The organism is Paenibacillus sp. MZ04-78.2 (genome assembly GCF_024213375.1).
Classification (GTDB): domain Bacteria; phylum Bacillota; class Bacilli; order Paenibacillales; family NBRC-103111; genus Paenibacillus_G.
This window is the reverse complement of record NZ_JANAVJ010000042.1, coordinates 1-24,758: the sequence shown is the minus strand read 5'-3', so window position 1 is coordinate 24,758 and position 24,758 is coordinate 1. Positions and strand designations below refer to the sequence as shown.

General features: G+C 49.6%; 22 protein-coding genes, 1 tRNA gene, 1 pseudogene and 1 riboswitch. Of the genes and pseudogenes, 14 read left to right on the top strand and 10 right to left on the bottom strand.

Going from position 1 to position 24,758, the window contains the following annotated elements; translation table 11 throughout:
• Positions 1-34: 34 nt before the first annotated feature.
• Positions 35-634, bottom strand: a complete 600-nt coding sequence (locus NLX71_RS21990) for a xanthine phosphoribosyltransferase (RefSeq protein WP_254365901.1) — start codon at positions 632-634, stop codon at positions 35-37.
• Positions 635-798: 164 nt separating this feature from the next.
• Positions 799-901: riboswitch (purine riboswitch) on the bottom strand.
• A 768-nt stretch (positions 902-1,669) separates the two neighbouring features.
• On the opposite strand from NLX71_RS21990, the gene NLX71_RS21985 reads away from it, so the two are divergent.
• Positions 1,670-1,978, top strand: a complete 309-nt coding sequence (locus tag NLX71_RS21985; RefSeq protein WP_254365900.1) for a CD3324 family protein — start codon at positions 1,670-1,672, stop codon at positions 1,976-1,978.
• An 81-nt stretch (positions 1,979-2,059) separates the two neighbouring features.
• Here the strand turns inward: NLX71_RS21985 and NLX71_RS21980 are convergent, their stop codons facing one another.
• Positions 2,060-2,200 (bottom strand): N-acetylmuramoyl-L-alanine amidase, encoded by a 141-nt coding sequence (locus NLX71_RS21980; protein ID WP_254365899.1) that lies wholly within the window; start codon positions 2,198-2,200, stop codon positions 2,060-2,062.
• Positions 2,201-2,408: 208 nt separating this feature from the next.
• Between NLX71_RS21980 and NLX71_RS21975 the strand changes: the two genes are divergently transcribed.
• From NLX71_RS21975 to NLX71_RS21960, 4 genes are all read left to right on the top strand, one after another.
• A complete protein-coding gene (locus NLX71_RS21975; RefSeq protein WP_254365919.1) occupies positions 2,409-2,813 on the top strand; it encodes a gamma-glutamylcyclotransferase family protein in 405 nt (134 codons plus the stop codon).
• Positions 2,814-2,901: 88 nt separating this feature from the next.
• Complete coding sequence (locus NLX71_RS21970; RefSeq protein ID WP_254365898.1) at positions 2,902-3,285, top strand: response regulator; 384 nt, start codon at positions 2,902-2,904, stop codon at positions 3,283-3,285.
• A 37-nt stretch (positions 3,286-3,322) separates the two neighbouring features.
• Positions 3,323-5,035, top strand: a complete 1,713-nt coding sequence (locus tag NLX71_RS21965; RefSeq protein ID WP_254365897.1) for a GGDEF domain-containing response regulator — start codon at positions 3,323-3,325, stop codon at positions 5,033-5,035.
• A 120-nt stretch (positions 5,036-5,155) separates the two neighbouring features.
• Positions 5,156-6,703, top strand: a complete 1,548-nt coding sequence (locus tag NLX71_RS21960; RefSeq protein ID WP_254365896.1) for a methyl-accepting chemotaxis protein — start codon at positions 5,156-5,158, stop codon at positions 6,701-6,703.
• Between the two features lie 98 nt (positions 6,704-6,801).
• On the opposite strand, the gene NLX71_RS21955 is transcribed toward NLX71_RS21960, so the two are convergent.
• The 3 genes from NLX71_RS21955 to NLX71_RS21945 all read right to left on the bottom strand — a co-directional run bounded on the left by NLX71_RS21955 (position 6,802) and on the right by NLX71_RS21945 (position 10,559).
• A complete protein-coding gene (locus NLX71_RS21955; RefSeq protein ID WP_254365895.1) occupies positions 6,802-7,839 on the bottom strand; it encodes a ribonucleotide-diphosphate reductase subunit beta in 1,038 nt (345 codons plus the stop codon).
• A gap of 301 nt (positions 7,840-8,140) precedes the next feature.
• Positions 8,141-10,366, bottom strand: coding sequence for a ribonucleoside-diphosphate reductase subunit alpha (locus NLX71_RS21950; protein WP_254365894.1), 2,226 nt, complete (start codon positions 10,364-10,366; stop codon positions 8,141-8,143).
• 22 nt (positions 10,367-10,388) lie between these two features.
• Positions 10,389-10,559 (bottom strand): hypothetical protein, encoded by a 171-nt coding sequence (locus tag NLX71_RS21945; protein WP_254365893.1) that lies wholly within the window; start codon positions 10,557-10,559, stop codon positions 10,389-10,391.
• Between the two features lie 285 nt (positions 10,560-10,844).
• Here NLX71_RS21945 and NLX71_RS27335 point away from each other — a divergent pair.
• The 4 genes and pseudogenes from NLX71_RS27335 to NLX71_RS21925 form a co-directional block, all read left to right on the top strand.
• A pseudogene (locus NLX71_RS27335) lies at positions 10,845-11,027 on the top strand (IS200/IS605 family transposase); the annotation flags it as partial.
• 8 nt (positions 11,028-11,035) lie between these two features.
• On the top strand, positions 11,036-12,127 hold the full coding sequence (tnpB, locus tag NLX71_RS21935; protein ID WP_375377948.1) for an IS200/IS605 family element RNA-guided endonuclease TnpB: 1,092 nt from the start codon (positions 11,036-11,038) through the stop codon (positions 12,125-12,127).
• 207 nt (positions 12,128-12,334) lie between these two features.
• Positions 12,335-14,002, top strand: coding sequence for a copper resistance CopC/CopD family protein (locus tag NLX71_RS21930; RefSeq protein WP_254365892.1), 1,668 nt, complete (start codon positions 12,335-12,337; stop codon positions 14,000-14,002).
• Between the two features lie 127 nt (positions 14,003-14,129).
• Positions 14,130-15,905: a putative bifunctional diguanylate cyclase/phosphodiesterase gene (locus tag NLX71_RS21925; protein ID WP_254365891.1), complete on the top strand. Its 1,776-nt coding sequence runs from the start codon at positions 14,130-14,132 to the stop codon at positions 15,903-15,905.
• A gap of 88 nt (positions 15,906-15,993) precedes the next feature.
• On the opposite strand, the gene NLX71_RS21920 is transcribed toward NLX71_RS21925, so the two are convergent.
• The 3 genes from NLX71_RS21920 to NLX71_RS21910 form a co-directional block, all read right to left on the bottom strand.
• Complete coding sequence (locus NLX71_RS21920; protein ID WP_254365890.1) at positions 15,994-16,923, bottom strand: aldo/keto reductase; 930 nt, start codon at positions 16,921-16,923, stop codon at positions 15,994-15,996.
• Between the two features lie 125 nt (positions 16,924-17,048).
• Entirely contained in the window at positions 17,049-18,290 is a 1,242-nt protein-coding gene (locus tag NLX71_RS21915) for an MFS transporter (RefSeq protein WP_254365889.1), read from the bottom strand.
• Positions 18,291-18,952: 662 nt separating this feature from the next.
• Complete coding sequence (locus NLX71_RS21910; RefSeq protein ID WP_254365888.1) at positions 18,953-19,528, bottom strand: SMI1/KNR4 family protein; 576 nt, start codon at positions 19,526-19,528, stop codon at positions 18,953-18,955.
• Positions 19,529-20,066: 538 nt separating this feature from the next.
• Between NLX71_RS21910 and NLX71_RS21905 the strand changes: the two genes are divergently transcribed.
• The 4 genes from NLX71_RS21905 (at position 20,067) to NLX71_RS21895 (ending at position 22,380) form a co-directional block, all read left to right on the top strand.
• Positions 20,067-21,335, top strand: a complete 1,269-nt coding sequence (locus NLX71_RS21905; protein WP_254365887.1) for a helix-turn-helix domain-containing protein — start codon at positions 20,067-20,069, stop codon at positions 21,333-21,335.
• A gap of 33 nt (positions 21,336-21,368) precedes the next feature.
• On the top strand, positions 21,369-21,491 hold the full coding sequence (locus NLX71_RS26695; RefSeq protein ID WP_302058386.1) for a hypothetical protein: 123 nt from the start codon (positions 21,369-21,371) through the stop codon (positions 21,489-21,491).
• 187 nt (positions 21,492-21,678) lie between these two features.
• Positions 21,679-21,900: a Spo0E family sporulation regulatory protein-aspartic acid phosphatase gene (locus tag NLX71_RS21900; protein WP_254365886.1), complete on the top strand. Its 222-nt coding sequence runs from the start codon at positions 21,679-21,681 to the stop codon at positions 21,898-21,900.
• 27 nt (positions 21,901-21,927) lie between these two features.
• Positions 21,928-22,380, top strand: coding sequence for an AbrB/MazE/SpoVT family DNA-binding domain-containing protein (locus tag NLX71_RS21895; RefSeq protein ID WP_254365885.1), 453 nt, complete (start codon positions 21,928-21,930; stop codon positions 22,378-22,380).
• A gap of 87 nt (positions 22,381-22,467) precedes the next feature.
• Here the strand turns inward: NLX71_RS21895 and NLX71_RS21890 are convergent, their stop codons facing one another.
• Positions 22,468-22,827, bottom strand: coding sequence for a hypothetical protein (locus tag NLX71_RS21890; RefSeq protein WP_254365884.1), 360 nt, complete (start codon positions 22,825-22,827; stop codon positions 22,468-22,470).
• Positions 22,828-23,160: 333 nt separating this feature from the next.
• On the opposite strand from NLX71_RS21890, the gene NLX71_RS21885 reads away from it, so the two are divergent.
• Entirely contained in the window at positions 23,161-24,405 is a 1,245-nt protein-coding gene (locus NLX71_RS21885) for a macrolide family glycosyltransferase (RefSeq protein ID WP_254365883.1), read from the top strand.
• Positions 24,406-24,499: 94 nt separating this feature from the next.
• Here the strand turns inward: NLX71_RS21885 and NLX71_RS21880 are convergent.
• Positions 24,500-24,570 (bottom strand) — tRNA-Gly (locus NLX71_RS21880).
• Positions 24,571-24,758: the final 188 nt, after the last annotated feature.

Here is a 24,758-nt window from a genome sequence, read left to right as displayed (position 1 = left end):
GGATACCTCCGGGAATGGATTGTTGGGCATGGAATTATACCGGATTTGTCTGCGGCTCAGGCTTGTCCGCGAATGTGACCCGTCCGTCCGCCAACGAAGCGACGGGCGCGAGCGACTCTAAGCGATAGCCTGCGTCCAGAAGCTTCCGCCCCCCCGGCTGAAAAGCTTTCTCGATCACGATGCCGATACCGGCCACCTCGGCACCCGCTTTCTCGGCAATCCGGGCCAAGCCGAACGCCGCTTCCCCGTTGGCGAGGAAATCGTCAATCAGCAGCACCCGGTCGCCGGGCGACAAAAAATTTTTGGAGACGGATACTTCGCTTTCTTCCTGCTTGGTAAAGGAATACACCTTCTCCGTAAGCAGATCGTCCCGAAGCGTCAGCGACTTGCGCTTGCGCGCGAAAATGAGCGGCACGCCGAGCTGCAGCGCCGTCATGACGGCGGGAGCGATGCCGGATGATTCGATGGTCAGCACTTTTGTAATGCGCTCGCCAGCGAAGCGGGCGGCAAATTCCTTGCCGATCTCCATCATCAGGACAGGATCGACCTGATGGTTCAGAAACGAATCGACCTTAAGCACCTGTTCTCCGAGCACGATTCCTTCCTGCATCACTTTGTTTTTAAGCAGTTCCATAGCTTTTTCCTCCCGAATGTCAACAAGATCCTAAGCCCGATAAATACAAAAAGCCCGACTCGTCCGTTTCAACTTAAGAAACGGGCAATCGGGCGATACGCAAAAGCAAGAAAAGGCGCAAAACGGTCGGCCGGGCTGCAAGCAGCGGCGGTCTTCCTTTCTGCGTCCGCGTGTGTACCGCCCGTAGTCCTGCCGTTGCGGAGGCAGGGTAGAGACTCGCAGGCCGATTTATCCTGCAATTATACGAGCTTTTTTATATTCGTTTCCGGTGCTTTACTGTATGCCATTATATACGATGCGAGCGGTTTGCGCCAGTTCAAAAATACGGGAAACGGCGTTTTCCCGGCATAAGCTTCCGTGAGGCGCAGCAGCGGACAAAATAAGGATAGAATCGTTATAAACGTTTTCCACCTTGCGGCACCACAGCCGATATGAGTTAATAGGAGATGTAGCCGGCCGGCTGACGCTTAAGGAAAGGAGTGATCAGATACGATGATTACAGTAACCGAGGTGGTCTTCGCGTAAGCGGAGACGCCAGTCAAGGGGGCCTTCGGGCCCCTTATATATTCGCGGATGGACAATGCAAGAATCGATGGGTTATAATGTAAGAGAAATTCGGTGTCATCCAAAATTCAGGTGAAGGGAGTGTCGTGCAATGGTAATAGTACTGGACACAACGAAAAAAGGAAAAGGGTTTGCTAACAAGTGAATAAGCATTTTTCTCCTTCACCGTCACCTGAACCGTCATTGAATGATACATGACATATAGAGGCATTCAGGCACGACATGGCGATCGTGTTTTTTTGTTGATAAGGACTTATAAGTTAGCGCAACTTATAGTTTCGCGTCAACCTTGATAAACGCGCTTATCCTTAAATGATGACAAGGACGGCGCAGCTGTTTATCCTGGATTTCATGCCCCTAATGCTTGCGACGTCAGTTTTGCTTCGGCAAAACTCAGAGGAGGTGTAAAGATGAAAATGCTTATAACTTTCGAGGCTTTGGCCAACATGGCGCGAAAGGAGGCTTTCATCGGTGGGGTACAAGAATGGGAAGGACATTTTGCCGCCTAGCCTGCTCAAGCAGTTGCAGGACTATATTCAGGGCGAAATCATTTATATACCTAAAAAAGAACAGACCCGCGCAGGCTGGGGGGAGAACAACGGCACCCGGCAGTCGATTCTGCGTCGGAATTTTGAAATTTTCCGGCTGTATGAGAATGGACATACGGTCACCGAGCTGATCCGTCAGTTTCATCTGTCGGAGGACAGCATTCGGAAAATCATCGTGAAAACCCGCGGACTGAATGCGCGGCAGCAGGAAACGGCGTCCACCAGGCATTAGCCGGAAGGATAGCGAACATAATCGCAAACGGAACAAGCCAGAAGTGGACGCTTTTGGCTTTTTTCTATTGTCTTCAACCCCTTATTGTTCCGGCTGTCCGGAAGCTTTGCGCAGCTCGTTAGCCAACCGGTTAAACTCTTCATGCGCCTCCTCCGAGTCGGTGCAAAAATACGCCGCGGACAAAAAGCGGATAATCTTGTTCGCATCTTCGGGACTAAGCATGGCGCTCCCCCCTTCCCCCTTAAACTTCGGCTTATGGACAATGTATGCTAGTCTGACTTTTTCGGACAGGGCATGCGGTCAAAGATAGGGCAAATCACCCGATTCCCCAAGCTCGGCTTATGGTATGATAGGAGAAAATGGAATTTCTGCCAACCGGTAACCTTCACCGTGAAGCAATTCGCCGGTTGGTTTGAAGGAGGGAACCGATCTGATCCGGGTTTTCGTCTATGGAACGCTGTTGGTCGGCGAATCGAACCATCGTATGGTGGCGCCTTACGTGCTCTCGGTCCGTCCCGGACGAGTGCGTGGCGCATTATTCGATGCAGGAGCTTATCCCGGACTCGTCCTGTCAGGCTGCGGCGGCGAGACGGACATCGAGGGCGAATGGCTGGTCGTTACGCAAGAAGGTTTGCATCGGATGGACGAACTGGAGGAATATTACGGGCCCGGCGCGCGGAATGATTATGAGCGCATCTGGGTGCGCGACAGCCGGCGGGAAGAATGCGAGGGATGGATCTACTTGTGGAATGATTCGCGGGGATATCCGCGCATTGCCGGCGGCTCCTGGCGCGAGTATGTCCGCAGGAAGCTAGAGTCCGGCAGCATGCTTTAAAACTATCGCGTCGATCAACCATACGACAATCATCCGTGCTATAATGATTTCGATAGAGCATGCACCATGAAGGAGCGTTCGACGGCTTATGGCACCTTATAAAATTTTATTGGCCGATGACGAAGCGGCCTTGCGGTTCTTGTTGACGGAGACGCTGGCCGAGGAAGGATATGAGCTTACCGAAGCGGAGGACGGGGCGCAGGCGCTTGCCTATTTGCAGGAGCAGCCGTTCGATTTAATTATTCTGGACTATATGATGCCCGAACGCACAGGAGTGGAAGTTTGCGAATGGCTGCGCGGCCATGTGAACCCGAATGCGGATACGCCGGTTATTCTTTTGACAGCCAAGGCGCTGGATAAGGACCGGGAACGTGCCAAAGCGGCGGGCGTTACGCAATATATCGTCAAACCGTTCAGTCCGCTGCAGCTGCTGGATACCGTAGAAGAGCTGATCCGGCGAGATGCGCGTTAATCGATAAAATATATACCGGAGACGGGAAGTGAAGGCTTTGCATCAAACACCCTCTGACGACCGGATGAAACGAGAGGCCCGGCTGCTGAAGGAAGGCCGGAAAAAATATATTCGCGAGTTGAATAAACAGTTGCAGCAGTTACGGCATGGGACCGAGGATACGGAGCCGGAGGATGCGTTCGAGTCGGCCCGCCGGTTTTACCGGATCGTGCATACACTGAAAGGCAGCGCGCCGATGTTCGGTTTTGCCCGCATCGGAGCGATCGCCGAGAACTTGGTCCAGCACTGGGAATGGTCGCAGGACGAGGAAGTCGTGGCATCGCCGGCAGTTCAGGCGCGGTTTCGGCGGTGCTCGCAGGCTTCCCTTGCGCTGGTGCTCGAATTAGAGTTGGAGATCGATACCATCGCACGCGAGCTGGAGCTGGATGAGCAGCAGGACCAGCTGCAGATCAACATCACGCCTCCGCAGGGCGAACGGCTGCTTGTCATCGATGATGACGAAGTGCTGCGGACTTATCTGGTCCGGCGTCTGAAGCTGGACGGCTACGAGGTGGATGAGGCCGCAGACGTCCAATCGGCGCAGCGGCTGATCCGGGAGCGTTCGTACGACTTGATTTCGCTCGATCTCATGATGCATCCGGACAGCGGTTATGAGCTGTTCGAATTTTTGAAGGAAGATCCGAATTTGAAGCTCGTGCCCTTGATCGTGCTGTCCGGGCGCAGCGACGTGTACGACAAAGTCCGCTGCTTTTACTTGGGAGCAGACGACTATGTGGTCAAGCCGTTTCAATACGAAGAGCTGGCCGCCCGCATCTACAGTCTGCTCAAGCGGACCAAGACGTTCGAGCAAATGGCATTCCGCGACCCGTTGACGGGGGTGTACAACCGGCGGTATTTCGACCACCAAATTCTAGTGGAGCTGCAGCGTGTTGCACGGTATCCCGGGACGATTTCGATGGTATTCATCGATATCGACCGGTTCAAATCGATCAACGATACGTATGGGCATCCAATTGGGGATTTGGTGCTGCAAGGGCTCGCCCATCTCTTGCAGGCGAACCTGCGCGCTACGGATCTGATCGCCCGCTTCGGAGGCGAGGAATTCGTGGTAGTGCTGCCCGGCACGTCCGCCGCCGACGCCAAAAAGACGATCGAAGGCATCCTGCGACTGACGCATCAAGGCCCCGTGGCGCAAAACGAGGGCCAGTCATTTCACATTACGTTCTCCGCCGGCGTGTCGGAGTGGCAGCCCGACCTTACGCTGAACGAGTGGGTCCGACGGGCGGACGATGCGATGTACGAGGCCAAGCAAAGCGGCCGCAACCGGGTGATGCTGTATACCGGCGACGCTGCCGGTACGGAGACGGACAAGGCTGTGCGCAAGACGGTGCTGATTGCCGATGACGACAATATTTTACGCTCGATTCTAATGGCGAAGCTCAAGCACCTGCCGATCGACTTCAAGGAGGCGGCCGATGGGGAAGAGGCTTATTTGACGTTGCTCGGCAGCCCGGTCGATCTGTGCATTCTCGACGGCGTGATGCCGCGTCTCGACGGGTACGGCATGCTCGAACGGATGAGGGACCGCGGCACGCGGCCGCCCCATACGAAAGTGCTTGTGCTTTCGGGGCGCAGCCGGGAGGAGGATACGAGCCGGGGGATGCAGCTTGGAGCGAATGCGTATATGCACAAACCGTTTTCCATGGTTGAGCTGGAGCTCAAGGTGAAGGAATTGCTGGAATTAAACTGAGACCGTGACGGCGACCTGTCACGGTTTTTTCGTTTTTTACTATAAAAAATAGGACTTCCGACCGATATAATATGTGATAAAGAGTATAGCTTCGACCTTAGTGAATAGGATGTGAGCTTTTTGTTATCCACGAAGCCCGATGTGTTAGCGATTAAAAACCGGATGTCCTTGCCGGTGACGTTCGGAACGTACTTGCTGGCCGTGCTCGCATGCGCTTTGTTCCGATGGGTGCACGTATTTCAGTCCAAGCACGATTTGCAGGCTTATGAAATGCTTCTGAATGTGTTTTTGGGGGTTCCGCTGCTTCTGTTAATCGTCGCCGGGTTATTATTTTGGCGGGGGCATCAACGTTACGTTCCGCTGTTCAATGCGCTGTCCATGACATTTACGAGTATGGCGATGATCGTCGGATCGGGCGGGATGGTCGAATTTTATTTCTCGATCTTCATGGTTATCGCTTTGATGGCCTTTTATGAAGATACGAGGCTGATTTGGCTGATGACGGCTTTGTTCGCCCTGCAATATGTCGCCGCCTACTGGCTGTATTCGGAGCTTGTTTTCGGCAAGGAAGGGTACGGATTCAAAATGCTGGCGATTCATGCCGTGTTCCTTCTGCTGACAGCGGGAACAACCGTATGGCAAATCACAAAGAAAAAGGAAACCGTGGCGTTGCTTGAAGCGGATAAGCAGGAACAGCAGAAGCTGCTCGACAATATTTTAAACAAGCTGACGGACAGTTCCGAGCAGCTCGTCGATTATGTGGGACGGCTCAATGAGAACACCGAGCAGACGCTGCTGGCGAACCGCCGGATCATGACCTTGATGGAAAACATGGCGACGGGAACGGAAGAGCAGGCGCAGACCAGCAAAGACAGCGCGCGTGCGATGGAAGAGATGTCCATCGGCGTACAGCGCGTGGCCGAATCGTCGGCGACCGTCTCGGAGGCGTCCCTCAACATGGTGGAGGAAGCGGAGAAAGGCAACGATACGATCGGTCAAGCGGTATCGCAGCTCGGCGCTTTGCAAAGCTCCTCGACGGAAGTGTCTGCCGCTTTGCAGCGACTGGAGAAGCAGTCCGTCGAAATCGGAGAGATCGCTACGCTGATTTCCGGGGTAGCATCCCAAACGAACCTGCTGGCGCTGAACGCGGCTATCGAAGCGGCCCGGGCGGGAGAGCACGGAGCGGGCTTCGCCGTGGTGGCGCGCGAGGTTCGGAAGCTCGCGGAGCAAGCGGAGGCGTCGGCGGGTCAAATCACGCAGCTGATCGAAGAGATCCAGCAGGCGACGGTATCGGCCGTATCAGTGATGCGAGCAAGCGCCGGTCAGGTCCAAACGAGTCATACGTCAGTGAACGAAGCCGGGGACGTATTCCGGCTCATTGTAGATGAAGCGAAAAAAGTAAGCGATCAAATCCAGGATATTTCGGCGGCTGCCCAGCAAATGTCGGCAGGGTCGGAGCAGGTGACGGCGGCCTTGAACGAGGTGGCGCGCATTTCCGACGACAGTGCGGCAGGGGCGAATCATGTGCTCTCCTCGTCGCAGGAGCAGTTGTCGGCGATGGAGTCGATCACCGCTTCGACGGAAGGGCTTACACGGCTCGCGAAGGAGCTGGAGACGATCTGCCACGAGCTGCAAACGGAACGGAAAAAGCAAATGTCTTCTTTATAAAGTACATGAATTACAACAAAAAGCATCCCGCTTCGCTGCCGTCAAGGCAAAGGAAGCGGGATGCTTTCATTAGTGGGTAAGCACACGGGTGATCCGGCTTACAGATCGTCCCAGTTCAGGTTGGACGATTTGCTGTAGTTGGTCACCTTTTGCTCGAAAAAGTCCGTTTTCATGCTGTTCATGTTGCTGAACGTCTCGACCCATTTCATCGGATGCTCGACGACTTCGGGGTACAAAATTTCTAAACCGAGCTTGCGCAGGCGCTCGTTGGACAAATATTTGATGTACTGGTCGATGATCTCGTTGCTCAGGCCGTGAATGTTGTTGTTCGTGATGTATTGGCCCCACTCGATCTCGTGCTGGACGGCCGTCTTCATCATCTGGCGCAGGTCTTCGATCAGCTCGTCTGTAAACAGCTCCGGATTTTCCTTGCGGATTTCCCGGAAAATGTTCTGGAACAGCGCCAGATGCGTCAGTTCGTCGCGCTGAATGTACTTGATCTCCGAGACGGTGCCGAGCATCTTGCCTTGGCGTCCAAGCGCATAGAAGAAGCTGAAGCCGCTGTAAAAATAAATGCCTTCGAGAATGTAATTGGCCATGATGGTGCGCATCAGGTTTTCCGTGGAAGGCGTCTCGATGAACCGTTCGTACAGGTCGGTGATGAACCGGTTGCGGCGCAGCAGATGCTTGTCCTCGCGCCACTGGTTGTAGATGTCGTCGCGCACTTCCGCCGAGCAGACGCTGTCGAGGATGTACGAATAGCTCTGGCTGTGCACGGCTTCCTGGAACGTCTGCACCGTCAGGCACAGGTTGACTTCCGGGGCCGTGATGTACTCGTTGATGTTCGGCAGGTTGGCCGTTTGCAGCGAATCCAGGAAGATCAGGAAGCTGATGATCTTGTCGTAGCTTTGGCGTTCTATAGGCGAAAGGAATTTATAGTCCTTCGCATCCTGCGCGAGCGGGATTTCCTCGGGAATCCAGAAGTTGTTCATCATCGTGCGGTACATCTTGGTTGCCCAGTCGTATTTGACGTTGTTCAGCTCGATCAGGTTCGTCGTGTTGCCGCCGATCATGCGGCGCTTGCCCCAATCGCGGTCGCCGTTCTCGTTAAACAGCTTTTTCTTTTGAAGCTCCATAAGTGATTTCTACCCCCTAAATCCCCCTGCAAGGGGGACCCCAGGGGGCGTTGCCCCCTGGACCCCCAAAGCTGTCGATGGTTCGACAACGTGCAGGAGATGTATGTTTGATGGTGGATCGCTTTCGTACCTAAGACTCTTTGCATCGGCAAAGAGTCTTAGGTACACGCTTTACGTTTAGAGCGTTGGAGTTCATTGGGCGGCGCGCTTCGCTGCCGCCCGCGAACTCCGGGTTTTTTCGTTGGGGAGGCGTGCTTAAGCGCATCCGGCACTAACGGATTAGGATAGCGAAAATCTTTGTCTACGCGCTGCAGCTTACGCAATCCTCGACTTCGAGGCTTTTGTTGCGGCAGTAGTAGACGGTTTTCAGACCGTGCTTCCAAGCGGCCATGTACATGTCCAGGAACTCACGGGCGGACAGCTCCGGCGTGATGTACAGGTTGAACGATTGCGATTGGTCGATATGGCGCTGACGGGCGCCTGCGGCGCGGATGCTCCAGTGCTGGTCGATCCGGTGCGCTTCCTTGTAGAACCACATCGTCTCCGGGCCCAGGTTCGGCGCGGTTTGCGGGATGACGGCGTTCTTCTTCTCTTCGACGAAAAACTTGTTGAAGATCGGGTCGATCCCGGCCGTCGAGCCGGCGATGAGCGACGTGGATGCCGTCGGCGCGATGGCGAACATCCAGCCGTTGCGGACGCCGTGTTTTGCGACCAGTTCCTTCAATTCGAGCCATTCGGGGCTGTTATAGCCGCGGGCTTCGAAGTATTCGCCGGTCTGCCATTCGCTGCCCTCGAATACGGGATAGGCGCCTTTTTCTTTGGCGATTTCCATCGACGCTTTGATGGCGTAGTAGTTCATCCACTCGTACACTTCGTCGGCTTTTTGCACGTGCTCGTCGGATTCCCATTGAATTTTGAGCTGAGCCAGCATTTGATGGTAGCCGCTGGAGCCGAGGCCGACGGCGCGGTACTTTTTATTCGTAATTTCCGCTTGCGGAATCGGATAGTAGTTCAGGTCGATAACGTTGTCCATCATCCGCATCTGCGTCGTGACGACGCGCTTGATGTCTTCTTTCGTATAAACGTGGCCAAGGTTGGTCGAAGACAGGTTGCAGACGACGAAATCGCCGCTTTTCACCTTCGTCGTAATGATGCCGTCCTCGTGCTCCGTTTGGATCATCTCGGTGGCGCTCATATTTTGGCAAATTTCGGTACACAGGTTCGAGCAGTAAATCATGCCCTTGTGCTTGTTCGGGTTAGTGCGGTTCACCGTATCGCGGAAGAATACGAACGGCGTGCCGGTTTCGAACGAACTGGTCAGGATGCGCTTCATAATGTCGATGGCCGGAATTTCGTCCTTCGAAATTTTGTCGTCGTTCACGCAATCCCAGTAGCGGCTTTCGAATTCCTCTCCCCACGAATCCTCGATCGAATAGCCCTTGATCTTGCGCACTTCGTGCGGATCGAACAAGTACCATGTGCCGCGCTCCTCGAGCGTTTTCATGAACAGATCGGGGATGCAGACGCCCGGGAAAATGTCGTGGGCCTTCATCCGGTCGTCGCCGTTGTTCGTCTTCAGGTTCAGGAAGTCCAAAATATCCTTATGCCACACGTCAAGGTAGACGGCGACGGCTCCGGAACGGACGCCGAGCTGGTCGACGGCGATGGCCGTATTATTGTAGTTTTTGATCCAAGGCACGACGCCGCCGGCGACGCCCTTGAACCCGCGGATGTTGGAGCCGCGGCTGCGCACTTTGCCGACGTAGATGCCCATGCCGCCGCCATGCTTGGATACCTGCGCGAAGCTTTGGTCTACGTTGTAAATGCCCCACAGGTTGTCGGGCACCGTATCGATAAAACAGCTGGAGAGCTGATGCAGCGGCTTGCGGGCGTTCGCCAGCGTCGGCGTCGCTACCGTCATCTCCAGATTGCTGAGCACGTCGTAGAACTGCTTCGCCCAATGCAGCTTATCCGTTTCCTTCATGGCCAAGTGCATCGCCACGCCCATGAACAGCTCCTGCGGAAGCTCCAGCACTTCCTTGTCCACTCCCTTGATCAAGTAGCGGTCGGTGAGCGTCTTGAGGCCGATGTAGTTCAGCAAGTAATCGCGCTCCGGCTTGATGTAGACGCCAAGCTCCTGAATTTCTTCCCGGCTGTAGTGCTCGAGAACGTATTTGCCGTACAAGCCCATATCGGTCAAATAGGTGATCAGCGAATACAGATCGCCATATCCGAAATGGCCGTATTTGCGGTTTAAACCGGCTTCCTTATAAAGATCGTATGTGAGGAGCTTGGCGGCAACATACTGCCAGTTCGGCTGCTCGACGCTTGTTTTTTCTACGGCCACCTGAATGAGCAGGCGCTGGATTTCCTGGGTCGTAATCTCGTTGCGGAATAAGGGCAGCAGAGCGGTTTCCAGCTCCAGCGGATCGCATTCCGGATAAGTTTCGCACGCGAAGTCGATGACCTTTTTCATTTTGGCGAACACGAGTTCTTCCTTCGTGCCGTCCCGTTTTACGATGATCATGCATTCAGCTCCTTTGGAATGTTCAAAGAAAAAGCATGCCGCCGCCTCGCAGGCAGACGCATGCCGCTAACGCTTCGTACGAAGCGTTAAAGGTGTGGTCACAGGCAAAGTTCGCCATGCGAAGCTTCCTGTCGTTCTGCGGTTCGCCCTCGATCGGGCTTGGCGAACCGAACGGGTGCAGCTTCGTTGCCATGGCGGCACTTTGCAAGTTTTCCACAATATGTCGTAGGTATTGGTTATTGCACCTACAATATGTAGTTGTTTTTTAAGAGCAATATTATGAATTTACCGCATCGTCGCTTCGCTGTCAATCCATTCATTCGGCCGATAATCGCCATTTGATTGGGACAAAATCGCGAAAAAACGCCGAATTTGGTTTGTTATTGCGTTTTATAATTCAGCACCGAAAAACCCCTTGCTTTAGCTATGGGGATGAAAGGCGCTTCTGCTGCCTTAGGCATCCGACAAGTAGATGGTGTTGAACTATCGATTAAAGGAGTTGTTTTTGGAAAAGCAGAGGAGTTGAAGGCGGAGATCTTGCAGATGGAAGTCATGCCCGACCATGTGCATTTGCTAGTCAAGTGTGATCCTTCACGGTTGCCGTCTTTGGACAAACTCCTATTTTGTTGCTACTGTAGTACATAGAAGCACAAAAAGGTAGGTGAGAAAATGCACAAAGCATTCAAATTCAGGTTGTATCCAACACCAGAACAGCGGACGTTAATCAACAAAACGATAGGATGCGCCCGGTTCGTCTTCAATCACTTCCTTGCCCGCCGAAAGGAAGTGTATGAAAACGAACAAAAGACACTGGGCTACAACCCCTGTTCAGCGGAGTTGACCGTACTGAAAAGCGAAAAAGAATGGCTCAAAGAAGTCGATAGCACCGCTTTGCAGCGGAGTCTACGGGCGCTGGATGAAGCCTATCAAGCGTTTTTCCGGAAGCAGAACGACTTCCCGAAGTTCAAAAGCAAGCACCATGCCAGCCAAAGCTATACATCGGTTAACAACGGAACGATTCGCGCTGAAGGGAACAACTTGCGGTTGCCTAAGCTTGGGGAGGTTCCATTCGCCAAGTCGCGGGAAGTGGCCGGCCGGATTCTTTCAGCGACGATCCGCCGCAATCCAAGCGGTAAATACTTTGTATCCTTGCTTTGCGAGACGGAAGCGAAGCCGTTGCCGGAGTCTCTTAACGCTGTGGGGATCGACTTGGGCGTGAAAGATTTTGCGATCCTGTCGGACGGCCGGAAAATCGAAAACCCGAAGTATTTACGAAAGTATGAGAAGCAATTGGCGAAAGCGCAGCGGGCGCTATCCAGACGAAAGAAAGGCGGCAGGAATCGGGAGAAAGCCCGCGTCAGGGTAGCCCGATTGCACGAAAAAATCTCCAACACCCGTCATGATTTTCTCCACAAACTGTCAACCAGGCTGATTCACGAAAACCAAGTCATCGGTTTGGAAGACTTGCAAGTGGAGAATATGGTCAAGAACCACAAGCTGGCAAAAAGTATATCCGATGCAAGCTGGGGGAAGTTTCGCGCCATGATGGAGTATAAAGCGAAATGGTATGGGCGAGTGGTGACGATCATCGGCAAATCGTTCCCATCGAGCCAACGATGTTCATGCTGCGGACATAGAAACCCGGAAGTAAAGAATCTGAATTTGCGGGAATGGAACTGTCCGGAATGCGGTATAACCCACGACAGAGACGTGAATGCGGCGCGAAACATCTTGCAAGAAGGACTACGATTGCTCGCGTAAGCGGGCAAACTGTGGGACACACAGGGATAGCTTGGATATGAAGCTGGCGGTAGCTGGCTGCTCCCAAGAATCCCCTGCCTTTAGGCATGGGGAGTTGTCAAGCTACATTTACTATGGGCTGCGGGAAACCTGCCTTTTTTTGCTGAAAACATTGAGGTCATGGGATGATGACACCGGGTCTCCGGTGAACGATAGGAGGAGTAACAAATGGCATGGAGAGGCAATTGGGGAGGGACGCACAGAAGGCTCGCCTTATGGCTGCTGATTGTCTGGCTCGGCTTCATGTGCCTGCTTGGGTCTGCGGCCCCGGCCGGAGCTCACGCCTCCGTCGTGCAGACGGTTCCGGCAAACGGCGCGGAGCTGGAAAAGCCGCCGGAGCAGGTGGTCTTGACGTTTAACGAACGTCTGGAGGAGGGGCTGTACTATTTAAGGGTCTACGACGGCAGCAAGCGCAAGGTGACGGACAAAGCGGCTGTGATGAACGAGTCCCGCACGGCCTTGACCCTGGACCTGCCCGGACTTACCAAAGGCATCTATGTGGTGACTTATCACGTTATCTCGGCCGACGGGCATCCTGTGGACGGCACTTATTTGTTCGCGGTCGGCCAAAGTCTGGATCAGCCGTCCGGTGTCGGCGGCAGCGCGCCTGCGATGGAGCATTTGCACCGTCACGACGGTCCGATGAGTACGTTTGGAGTGAAGGATGTACTGCAATTCGGCTCGCGTATTTTGTTTTATTTGGCTTTGCTCGGCTTTACGGGCTGGCTGCTCTGGCTTCGCTGGTTCGTTCCCGGAGAAAAAACAGATCCGTCCCGCGTCCGGCTGAAACAGTGGGCGGAACGGCTGCAGCAGCTCTATTTGATCGCATATATTTTGTTCATGTGGGCGCATATGGGCGATCTGATCGGCGACGGGGGAGCGGAAGGTCTGCTGCGTTTGTTCACCCAAACGACGGTCGGCTACGCCTGGCTCGGCGGACTGCTGCTGGCGCTGCTGTCCTTTGTCGTTCTGTACCGCAGCGTCTTTTTCGACTATATCTGGCTTGCGCTCGTCTGGTTCGCCAAAAGCCTGCTCGGGCATGCGGCCGCGTTCGAACCGAAAAGCGAAACGCTGGTGCTGGACTGGCTTCATCTGGCCGCCTCTGCGGTATGGGTCGGGGGCTTGCTGATGCTGCTCGTCTTATGGCGTACGGATAAGGAGCTGGGCAAACGGTTCCTTCCGAACTTCTCTACGGCGGCGCTGATCAGCATGCTGCTGCTGACCGTCTCCGGCGTGCTGACCGTGTTCATTTTTCTCCCGGACGTACGGTATATCGTGGAGACAGGGTGGGGCAAGCTGCTTCTGGCGAAGACCGGGCTCGTGCTGCTGGTCGTCGTGACCGCGGCGCTGATCCGCTTCTTGTTCCGCAAAAGCAGCGAACGAAGTGCAGGCCGTCTGCTTGGCGTCGACGCCGTGCTGATGGCGCTTATTGTCGGCGTCGTCGGCGTATTTACTTATTTAACCCCGCTTCCGGCCAATGAACCGATGAACTGGCATGTGATGGGCGAGAAGATTCATATGACCGCGCAGATCAGTCCGAAGGTGCCGGGCGTCAACGATTTTACCGTAAAAGTGTGGCTGCCCGAAAAGCTCGGCAAACCGAAGCAGGTGATCATGAAGCTGCAGGCGACGGACAATCCGGAAATTGCGCCGTTACTGGTGCCTGTCGAATATACGGAGGATGTGAGCTTCGAGGAGTCGTTCGGGTTAAAAAGACATACGTACAAAACGCGCGGAGCTTATTTGCCTTATCCCGGCCATTGGAAGCTGGAGGTACGGGTTCTTGACAGCAATGACGACGAAACGGTATATGAACATAGGTTCCGCGTCTATTGATCGTCATTTTAATCTCGTTTGATGTCGATGAATATGGGTCTTTATGACTAAAGTCCTGTTGTTCTTTTGGTTCTGGAGAATTAGAATAAAAGAAAAACCCTTCTTTATGAGGAAGCAGAGGAGTGACATGGAAAAAAAACGGAGTCTTGCAGGTTCGGGGCTGCTGCGGGAATGGCGGTATAAACTGCACCGGCACGCTGCGCTTCTGCATTTGTTGTGTGTGATGGCCGGCGTGGAAATCGTACTGCTTTCGCTCAAACCGTTGCTTGGTGCGTCGAATGACCCGTTGGACTTTGTGACGTCGGGCTTGACCGTGCTGTTGGTTGCGCCGATTCTTAATTCGGCCGTTCGAAACAACAGCGTCAAACCGATTCGGGCGTTGGCCCCGGCCGTCGTGATTATGGCGCTCGCAGAGATTGTGGCATTGGCGGTGCGCTATATGTTGTGGCAAACCGCCGACTTGATGCGAACTACGGTCGATCTGGCGGGCCTCGCTCTGCTTACGACGCCGATCCTTTATATTGTACTGACGGATATCCGCAACCGGGAATTAACGGTACGCCAGCTTACGTACCTCGCCTATCACGATATGCTGACCGGGCTGCCGAACCGCCAGAAGTTCCAGCAAAGCGTCGGCAAGTCGATCCGGGCGGCAAAGCTGTCGGGGCGCAAGCTGTCCGTGATGTTCATCGATCTGGACCGGTTTAAGAACGTCAACGATACGTTCGGTCATGCGTTCGGCGATCTCCTGTTGGCGGAAGCGGCGGAACGGCTCAAAAGCGGATTGCAGGCAGGCGATTGCGTGTCGCGGCAGGGCGGGGACGAATTTACCGTGCTGATCAAGGATGCGTCGCAGCCGCAAGACATCGAAAAGACGGCGCAGAAAATCATCCATCTGCTTAGCCAGCCTTTTCCCATAGACGGCCATGAGGTTCGTGTGGGCTGCAGTATCGGAATCGCGATGTATCCGCAGGACGGGGAAGATCCCATTACGCTCATGAAAAATGCCGATACGGCCATGTACCGGGCCAAGGAGCTTGGTAGAAACGGCTACCGGTTCTACAAGGCCGAGATGAACGATACGGTCATTCAGAAGCTGGTAATGGAAGAGTGGCTGAACAAGGCGCTGGAGCAGGAGGAGTTTGTCCTGTATTACCAGCCGCAGGTCGATATTTTCACGACCCGCATGAACGGAATGGAGGCCCTCATCCGTTGGAATCATCCGCGGCTTGGCTTTATCTCGCCGGGTGAATTTATTCCGCTGGCCGAAGAGACGGGATTGATCATTCCGATCGGACAATGGGTGCTGCGGACGGCCTGCAAGCAGAATAAAGCGTGGCAGCTTGCCGGGTTTCCGCCGCTGAAGATGGCGGTGAACATCTCTCCGATTCAGTTTCACCAGCACGATTTCGTCCAGGTGGTTCTCGACGCGCTGCAGGAAAGCGGGCTGGAGCCGCGGTATTTGGAGCTGGAAATTACCGAGAGCATTGCGATGTACCACGTGGATCAAGTGATTCAAAAGCTGCAAACCTTGCGCGATCTCGGCGTACATATCTCGATGGATGATTTCGGCACCGGCTATTCGTCCCTCGGTTATCTCAAGAAGTTTCCGATCGACAAGCTCAAAATTGCGCAGCAGTTCGTCCGCGACATTACGGTCGATCCGGACGACGCCGCCATCGTCCGGGCAATTATGGCGATGGCGCTCAGCCTGAAGCTGAATGTTATTGCCGAAGGGGTCGAGACGGAGGAGCAGCTTTCCTTCCTGCTCGATATCAAATGCAGGGAAATTCAAGGCTATATTTACAGCAAGCCGGTTCCGGCCAACGAGTTTACCGATCTGATCGCTGCGGCCTTCGGCTTGACGGATCAAGCAACAAACAAGCGTTCCAGCCTCGCCTAATGCGAAGCTGGAACGCTTGTTTGTTTTTTGGCTGCAAGGGGAGACCGCCGCTTCCTAGAGGCATGTAGCGACCGATCGGTTCGGGCGATCAGGCCTTCGTTTCCTGCCAAGCTTGCGGGTGACCTTCGCCGACATACTGTGCAGCCGCGGCGTTGGCGATGACCTGCTGGCGGCTTTTGCAGCCCGGAATCACCGCGCTGACCGCAGGATGCTTCAGGCACCAGGCCAGCGCCCAAGTCGCCATGTCCATGCCTTCCGGCACTTCGTGCTCGCGGATGCGCTTCACTTCCTCCAGCTTCAGCCGCGTTTGCTCCGGGTCGTGCCGATGGCGGACGTCGTTCTCCGTGAACGAGGCGCCGGGATTGTATTTGCCGCTCAGGTAGCCGCTGGCCAGCGGCACGCGTGCCAGCACGCCGAGTCCTTGGCGCTCGCAGGACGGGAAGACCCGCTCCTCCGGCTTGCGGTCAAGCCGGTTGTAAACGACTTGAATGACCTTCGAATTCACGCGTTCGGAGGCGTCCGTCTGATGGAGGTTGTCGTTGCTGCCGATGGACGTGCCGAGATGCCGTATTTTTCCGGCCTGTACTTGTTTATCCAGCAAAGTCCACAGCTCGTCTTGATCGAAGACTTCGTCTGTGCCCGAATGAAACTGATAAAGATCTATGTAGTCCGTCCGGAGCGCTTTGAGCGAGGCATCGAGCTGTGCCAGCACGGCCTGCGGCGACCATTCCTGACTCCGGTCCAGATGGGCGTGAAATTTATGCCCGAACTTGGTGGCAATGATCCAGTCTTCGCGTCTTCCCCGGGAGATGTAGCTTCCGATGAGCGATTCGGACGTATGGTCCCCGTAGCATTCCGCGGTGTCGATCAGATTGATGCCGCACGCTTTGGCTTCGTCCAGAATCGCATCCGCTTCCTCTTGGGTAAACGGCTTGCCCCATTCGCCGCCGAACTGCCATGTGCCGACCCCGATGACGGACACCTTCATGTTTGTGTTGCCCAGCTTTCGGTATTTCATCGATAACCCCTCCTTGAGCGATTGATTTTGCGCTTCCCCCTGATTTTACCGAATTCGCTAGCTTGCTTCAAATGTGTGATAGACGGCGGGGGAGGACTGTTCAAAATATGTATTTGGTTTATTATTCAATACCTCATAGCCTCGCGTTGGAGAGCTTCTGCTTTTTGTTCTGTAAAATTTGATCTCGCCACTATTCCAATCGCTACTGACACTAAAGTAGCTACAGCAGCTATTCCATATATTACCGTAATGCCGAAAGTATCTGCCACCCATCCAAGAGAAAGCAATGAAGTGCTAAAAACTACATTGTTGACTACTTCAAGGCAAGACATGACCTTGGGTAGTTTTACTTCTTGGACATTTTCTTGTAACAATGTTTTTCTAATGACAGCGGTAACTTGTATTGGCGGCCCCATCAAAAACATCAGCGCCATGGCTACGAAAGGGTTGATGTTAAATGCGAATATTCCTGCAATTGTAGCGTAAATCCCAAGTCCCCACAACATTAACGGGAACTTTCTATTATTAAAAAACTTAGAAATTGAAACTACAAGCATTCCACCTAGGATTGAGCCAGCAAAGAAAGAGCCATTCATCATCCCCCACCAACTCTCATCTTTGTGGAGGACTTGAACGCAAAAGGCCAGCACAAAAGCGCCAATCCAAGCTGTTCCCCCAATGGTATCGATCGCATCGACCATAAAAACAGTTCTGGTTTTCTTGTCCTGAAAAGAGATCTTCCATCCTTCCGCAAATTGCGACCATTTTGAAACTTTATCGTTGGATATCTTGGAGTCAATGACAGTATGATCCTTGATCCAAAAAGCAAGAAGCATAGCAATAAACAATGCGACCAAAACGATAACCATGGAATTAAATGTGCCTAGCATAATCACCAAGACACCGCTGAAAGCCCAACTGGAACATTTGATGATTTGGTCGCTAGTAGATACCAATCCATTTACTTTGACTAAAGCGTCTTTGGAAGCTAGTCGAGGAATCAAGGAATTTCTACAAGGTTTTACCCATCCGTCAAAAAATGAGATTAAAAAAATAAGTAGAAACAAAATAGTTAAAGGGATTGATCCGCTAAAAAAATAATAAATCATTAAGCATGAAAAGATGGAGAATTGAGAAAGTTGGGCGATGACCAAAACTTTGCTCAGTCTAAATCTTGAAACCACGAACGGAAAAACTAAACCACTTATTGCCTGGGAACAAAATCGAATCAATGGTACGATAACAGTGGACAGCAATGAATTGGTGTTCCCGAATACAAAAGAAATTACTGTCATTAAGTAAATGATGTCAGCGATGTTTGAAATGGTCTGACTTCCCCACAACAGATAAAAAGATTTCTTAATCATAAGCTATCCCTTTTCCTACCTTCACTGTTTGATTGTGTGAAATGTAACATAAAAACACACCAGAAGGAAACCCCTCTGGTGTGGAACTTCTACTAGGAGACTCGAGGTGAATACATTTTAAATAAGTATAAACTGACGAGAAACCCAAACACTAGAACTGCCACTAGAACTGCCACAACAACAATGACAAGAACATATTTCTTAGGAAGTCTATTCACTGACTTCAGCTTTTCGAAAATGAGGAGTCATACCAACCATTAGAATCACCCCAAATTTTGTGAGTGGCTGTTCCCATAAGTAATCCAAGCACTTTGTAGACAAAATTCCATGCAAAATAAGAAGTCTGATATGCTACATTGTTTGAGATATACGGAGTATCATTTGTCAAATGTCAACAACAGGAATCCAATTCCGAAGCACTTTACCCCCGCTATTATGGATTTTTGTAACCTTGGAATTCTCTACTTCCCACTCAAGAGAAACCTCAGATTTGATGAGATCAATACCAAGCACAGAAGTTGTCGCTTCGGCTTTTGCAGAGTATGTTTTTGCACCAGCAAACGCAGCAAATTCGTTATGTTTTTCTACGCTGTTACTGGTGTGATCCTCCAATTCATACTTTAAAATCTATATAATGTGCTTTTCAACTCTTTCTGATTTCCTTACTCTTCCATTTCATTAAGCTCATCAAGTGAAATCTCTTCCGGCTGATAGTTTTTTAGTGAATAGTTGTTCCAATACCAGAAAAAAGCACCTTGGCAAACAATAAGTCTTTCAAACCATACTTCGAAATTAAGATTAATTGCTTCGTAATCATGGCCGATAGTTGCACCTTCGAATAAGTAGTCTTCCCTTCCCTCTTTGACCCGCGACGAATCAATAAAAATAATGATTTGGTCATACTTCGCAATGGCATACAGGTTAGGAGGCAGTTCATTTTGTTCCGAGTATTCCATAATTTCCTCCAAGCCAAAAATATACCAAGGAGAATCAACATACTCGGACTGGTCTTGAAATAAGATAGCGCCATCGTGCATTTTCAAGAAATCGATGTAACTCGTTGGCAAGAAAAAGCCTGTTTCTTTGACAAAACTATAGATTTGATCTGGCGTAGCAGCTTTGTAAAAGGCGCATGTACAAGGTATAACATAACCCGACTCTCTTTGAACCCATAGGATCGGTTGTTTCGCCAAACGAGCCTTTAAGTTTTTCAAGGTCATATATATAATTTTGTTCATTTGTAGTAATTCCACCAGTTAGTAAATTGATAATGCAAAGCTTGTCGCCTTCTGATGTCGATGAAACAGTTCGCTTGACAAGCGTTTTCGAGGACAAGTCAACAGTGTTTGTCAGATTCGAGGTTTGTTCAGGCCCTTTGGGAGCTTCTGCAAATACTGAACTTCCAAATCCAGAAATCAAAACTGAAAGGGCTAAGAGATGGACAAAATGCTTTTTTTGATCAAATTAACGCCTCCATATCTTAAATAATTTTGATCAATTCGTCGCGACCTCATCATTCAAACACAATTTATCACAATAAAACAAAATATGGGATAGGAATTGATATCTATTTTTATTTCGCTAATTTCTTCAAATTTCCAAAGTGGTTACATAGATTACCAAATAACAGTTATACTTTGTAGAAATTTAGCGAATCGTTGTATCACAGACGAAATTAGATGAAATATCATATAAATCAAATAATTGTAAAATGGAATGTGCTTTGCTATAATTGACCAATGTAAAAACTTAAACAAAAAAGGAAGGTTATGTATTATGGTGGATATTAAGCATCGGAATAACACCATCGCAGATTTCATCTTCCAACTTAGAAAAGAGAAAAACTTGACATACGCGAATCTTGAGGAGCTTACTGGACTTAGAAGAGGAGTCCTTCATAAAATTCAAACTGGAGAGACGAAACATCCAGAATTTAAAACAGTGAAGGCAATTGCCCCGGTACTACTCGTTCCATATAAAAAAGTCATTGAATGTTACATTGAACATGAAAACCGAGTCGATACTTTGTTAGAAATTCTAACTGAAGTTATCACCTGTGAGGAAACCGTTGACCTTGCGCCCAAGGTAGCCTTACGTTTGCTTGAATCTCCAAACAATGAGACGGAAGATTCTTTAGAACGATTGTTTAATTTTACACAAGAAATGAAGGGTGCTTCCCTGAAAGTAGCACTATTTGATGTTATTATTCAATATTCAAGATGGCACGGCACGATACCATACTTAGCAAAAGGATTGTTCCGGAAGTATTTAATCATACGACTTGATTTAAAACGGCTGGAACAAACGTATCAAGAAGGGCAAGAGATACTACATTACACGGATTTTTTGTCCAGAGAGGAAAAAATAACTTTTTATTTTAGAATGGGATTACATGCTCATAATACAAAGAAATATACGGACTGTATTAAACATTGCATTACAGGTATTAACTTAGAAGATAGAGAAACTGAGCTAAAAGCTAGAGCTTATCTGGCTATGATTAATTCACACTCTCAATTAAAGCAATATGATACAGTAGAAAGATGTTTGGACGTGTTCGAACGGTTTGAGTATGCTTTTGTTTCCGAAGCAGCTAAAATTACACGAGCCATAACCAAAGCAAGAAAAAAAGAATATGATATTGCCATTCCCCTGCTCCGAAGCTACATGAATGAACTAAGCAATAACTATAAAATAAGCATTGCAACCGAGCTTATTGAAATTTATCTGAAAACTAAAGATATGAAATCAATTGCCGAATTGCTGGAAAAAGAACGAGAATTTTTGCCAGACAATCACGAAAGTCCGCATACAAACTATGGAATTGGAGTGTATTACCGTCAAAAAGGGGCATATCAACTTGAAATTGGAATGGTTTACGAGGGGATACAAAGCTTTGTTCTTAGTATGCACGCTTTTGGAAAAATTAATGAAACTAAAGAGAGAGAGGAATGCATGAATCAAATTTTTACCTATTTTTTGAAATCAAATAAACAATTTGATTTACAGTATGTAAGCATATTGCAGGAGGTGTATAATATATAGTATCCCAATTTAACCCAATTGGAGGTGAATGATATGAAAAAGCTCGTCTTGATGGCAGTTCTGTCTTTCATCTTTTTTGGAACTGTTCCTAATTTTCCTCCACTGCCAAACCCCGGTTCTGTTGTCCAAAGTATAGATGTTGATCCTGGACATTAACAAATACTTGAAAGTAGTTTGAAAATTCATTTAGTTTCATACAGTGCTGATAAAACGTCCGGACTTAGTGTTCGGGCTTTTTCTATTTTAACTTATGACTGTATCAACAATAACCTAAAAATAATAAGTTGCCATACGTCACAGTATACTCGAATCAGTAAATCAACGGTAAAAAGGAGAAATTTACATGACGCAACAAGCATTTGGAGAGGAGGCTCCCAAGCAGTATAAAATTGATCCTCTAAATGACCAAGCATTACAGAACGTAATGAAAAACATCCTGAACCAAATGGAAGAGGCCGTACAGCAAGGTGAGAGTTTAACGAGTGAATATATGGTCCAATTGAGCCAACAATTAGATGCCTACGTTTTAATTGCTCAAATTAGGAAAATGCGGTGTGTAAACTAGAAATCGTTATTGTTTGAGGTGTGATTGATGCAAGATGGCAGAAGAACGGGAATTGTCAGGGTTGTAGACAATTTTGGGAGAATAGTAATCCCCACGGAGCTTAGGCGTGTTTTGAATCTTGATCCTAATGTCAGGACAGAGTGTTTCTACGATGACGAGAGAAAGGCGATTATGGTTTATAAATATCCAGCAGAAGAATGTTTGTTTTGTTCAAGCAAGCAACAACTCATTTACTTCAAACGGTTTTATGTTTGTTCGCCATGTATTCAAAGCCTTCCGGCGCTTCAGGTCTTCATCGAAGGACTAGAACGTGAACGAGCTAATGAGACAGAAGAGCAAAAAATTTCTATAAGAAGGAAAAAAGCATTGGATCGTCTGCATCAAGCGATCAAGGAAAACCCTGAAGCCTCACAAAAAGAGTTAGCCAAAATCTTAGGATTTTCAGAGGCATGGGTTAGTAAGTTGCTTAGGAATATGTAGATCATCTTACTTCAAGTCCATAAGGATACGGCAAATATCGTACCCCCAAAAATTATGAATTAAGGTATTTTGATTTGTAGTTCATTATCATCGATATTCCTTCCAATAACGAACTTGAATTGGTAGATACCCATTTGTATCAATAATCATATTTTCAATCTTTCTTGTTTCCTTATTCGTTCTATAAATCATTGTTTTAGTTACCCCTGAATCTGGCGCACTACCTAACAAATTGTCTGTTAAAATTGCTCCAGTTCCTCCCGAACCCAATATTACATACCATGCCTTACCCATTGTCAGATAACTACCCGCATAGAAGCCAGCCAACGCTTTAGCAGTTTTACCATGCCATTCTTCTGTCATTGTAGGTTTATGAACTTGTACATCATAAGTATAGTTTGAATCTTTCAGAAAATAAACCGTACCACTTTTTTTAGCTTTTGCCAAAGCAATTTTTTGATCGTTGATTCTTTTATTATACTCCCGGTTTCTGACTCTCTGCCCCCCAAAATGCTATTTTCGGAGTACCTTTTAGTGTTGTAACACGACACATATTTGTTGATGTACACAATAACAGTCGAAAAGATAAGAGTTATCAATCTGAAATATGGCGATATCGTCTAAGGCCTAGAAATCTTAAGGATATCACAAGATCGTTTGATTGTTTTTTTTCATCCAACTATTTTTCAACAAGAACTTCTCATTGTCAAGTCTATACAAGGCGATGGATTTAATGTATATATAGGGTAATAATGGAATCGTGATATAGAGGTGAAAAAGATGGCTCGTGTGTTGGTTGTTATTACTCCGGCTGAAGGTCACGTTAACCCGTCGCTAGGGTTAGTAAAGCAGTTGACGGAGAACGGCGAGGAAGTTGTCTATGTATGCACGGAGGAGTATCGTTCCAGAATTGAACAAACCGGAGCTGAGTTGCGGACGTATCCTTTTCCCGAAGACGCTTTTTCCCATGATCCGGAGTTAAAGCCGGCGGAGTACAAGCATCCGTATCAGTTCGTCTATATGATGGTTGGCGGGATTATTCGGAAGATCGTCCCGGAAGTTCTGCGGGTTACGGCGAATGAGACGTTCGATTATTTGATTTTCGACTCCTTGATGGGCTGGGGAGGCACGATCATCGCAGAAAAGCTAGGAATCCCTGCGGTATGCTCCATTGCTTCCTTTGCTTTCGTAGAACCTTTGGGGACGGACCAAGGCTTGGATGGGAAAAGTGCGGACGTACAGAAGCTGTATGAGGCCACGATGAAATTGACACGGCAATTATCCGACGAATTTCAAGTGCGTGCCCCGGCTATGGACGAGATATCCAAACCTGCGGGGCGATTAAAGCTCGTTTATACAAGCCGCTATTTTCAACCGCAAGCAGAAAAGCTGGACGATCGCTTTATTTTTGTCGGTCCTTCGATCATACCGCGTAAAGATGCTCCGTCTTTCCCGTTCGAACAGCTGCGTGCCCGACATCATCGGATGGTTTACATTGCAATGGGGACCATTTTAAATAAAGACTTGGATTTCTACAAGCTTTGCTTTGACGCTTTTCAGGATTTGCCAGTGACGTTTGTCTTATCTTCAGGCAAGTATACGGATATGGAACCGTTGAAGGATCGGATTCCCGCTAATTTTATTGTAAAACCTTATGTTCCGCAGTTGGAAATGCTGCAGCATGCAGACGCCTTTATTACCCATGCAGGAATGAACAGCACAAGTGAGGCTCTGTATTACAATGTGCCTCTGGTGATGATTCCATTAACCTCGGATCAGCCTCTTGTGGCGAAGCGGGTGGAGGAACTGGGAGCGGGCATTGCTTTAGATAAAAATAACCTCACCCCTGCTGCTTTGAGAGCTGCTTTGGAAGAAGTGCTGAGCAATCCCGCTTATAAACAGCAGGCTCATGTGATCGGCGAATCTTTACGCCAGGCGGGTGGCTATAAACGGGCTGCCGATGCCATAATGAATGAATTTGCCAATAGGAATAGTTTCAATGCAGGAGGTTTTACAATTTCATGAGTATGCAAAAACACACCTGCCTTATGCCACAAGGTAAGTGTGTTGGTTTTTTGGATATTGGGTTCGCCTGATCACTAAACAAAGAGTGATACAAAGCGGGTGATGGGAATCGAACCCACGCCACCAGCTTGGGAAGCTGGAGTTCTGCCATTGAACTACACCCGCAGGAAGTTGTATTGGAATTATCGCACAGCACTGGAGAAAAATCAAGCAGTTATTGAACCGACGCATGTATAATAAATCATGCACATTTAACATACATATAAGTACAAAAAGTCACGCCTGTTGATTAACCAGAATCAGGAAGCCGAAAATTGAAAAAAGGACGCTCTTTCGATAAAATCAATTCCACC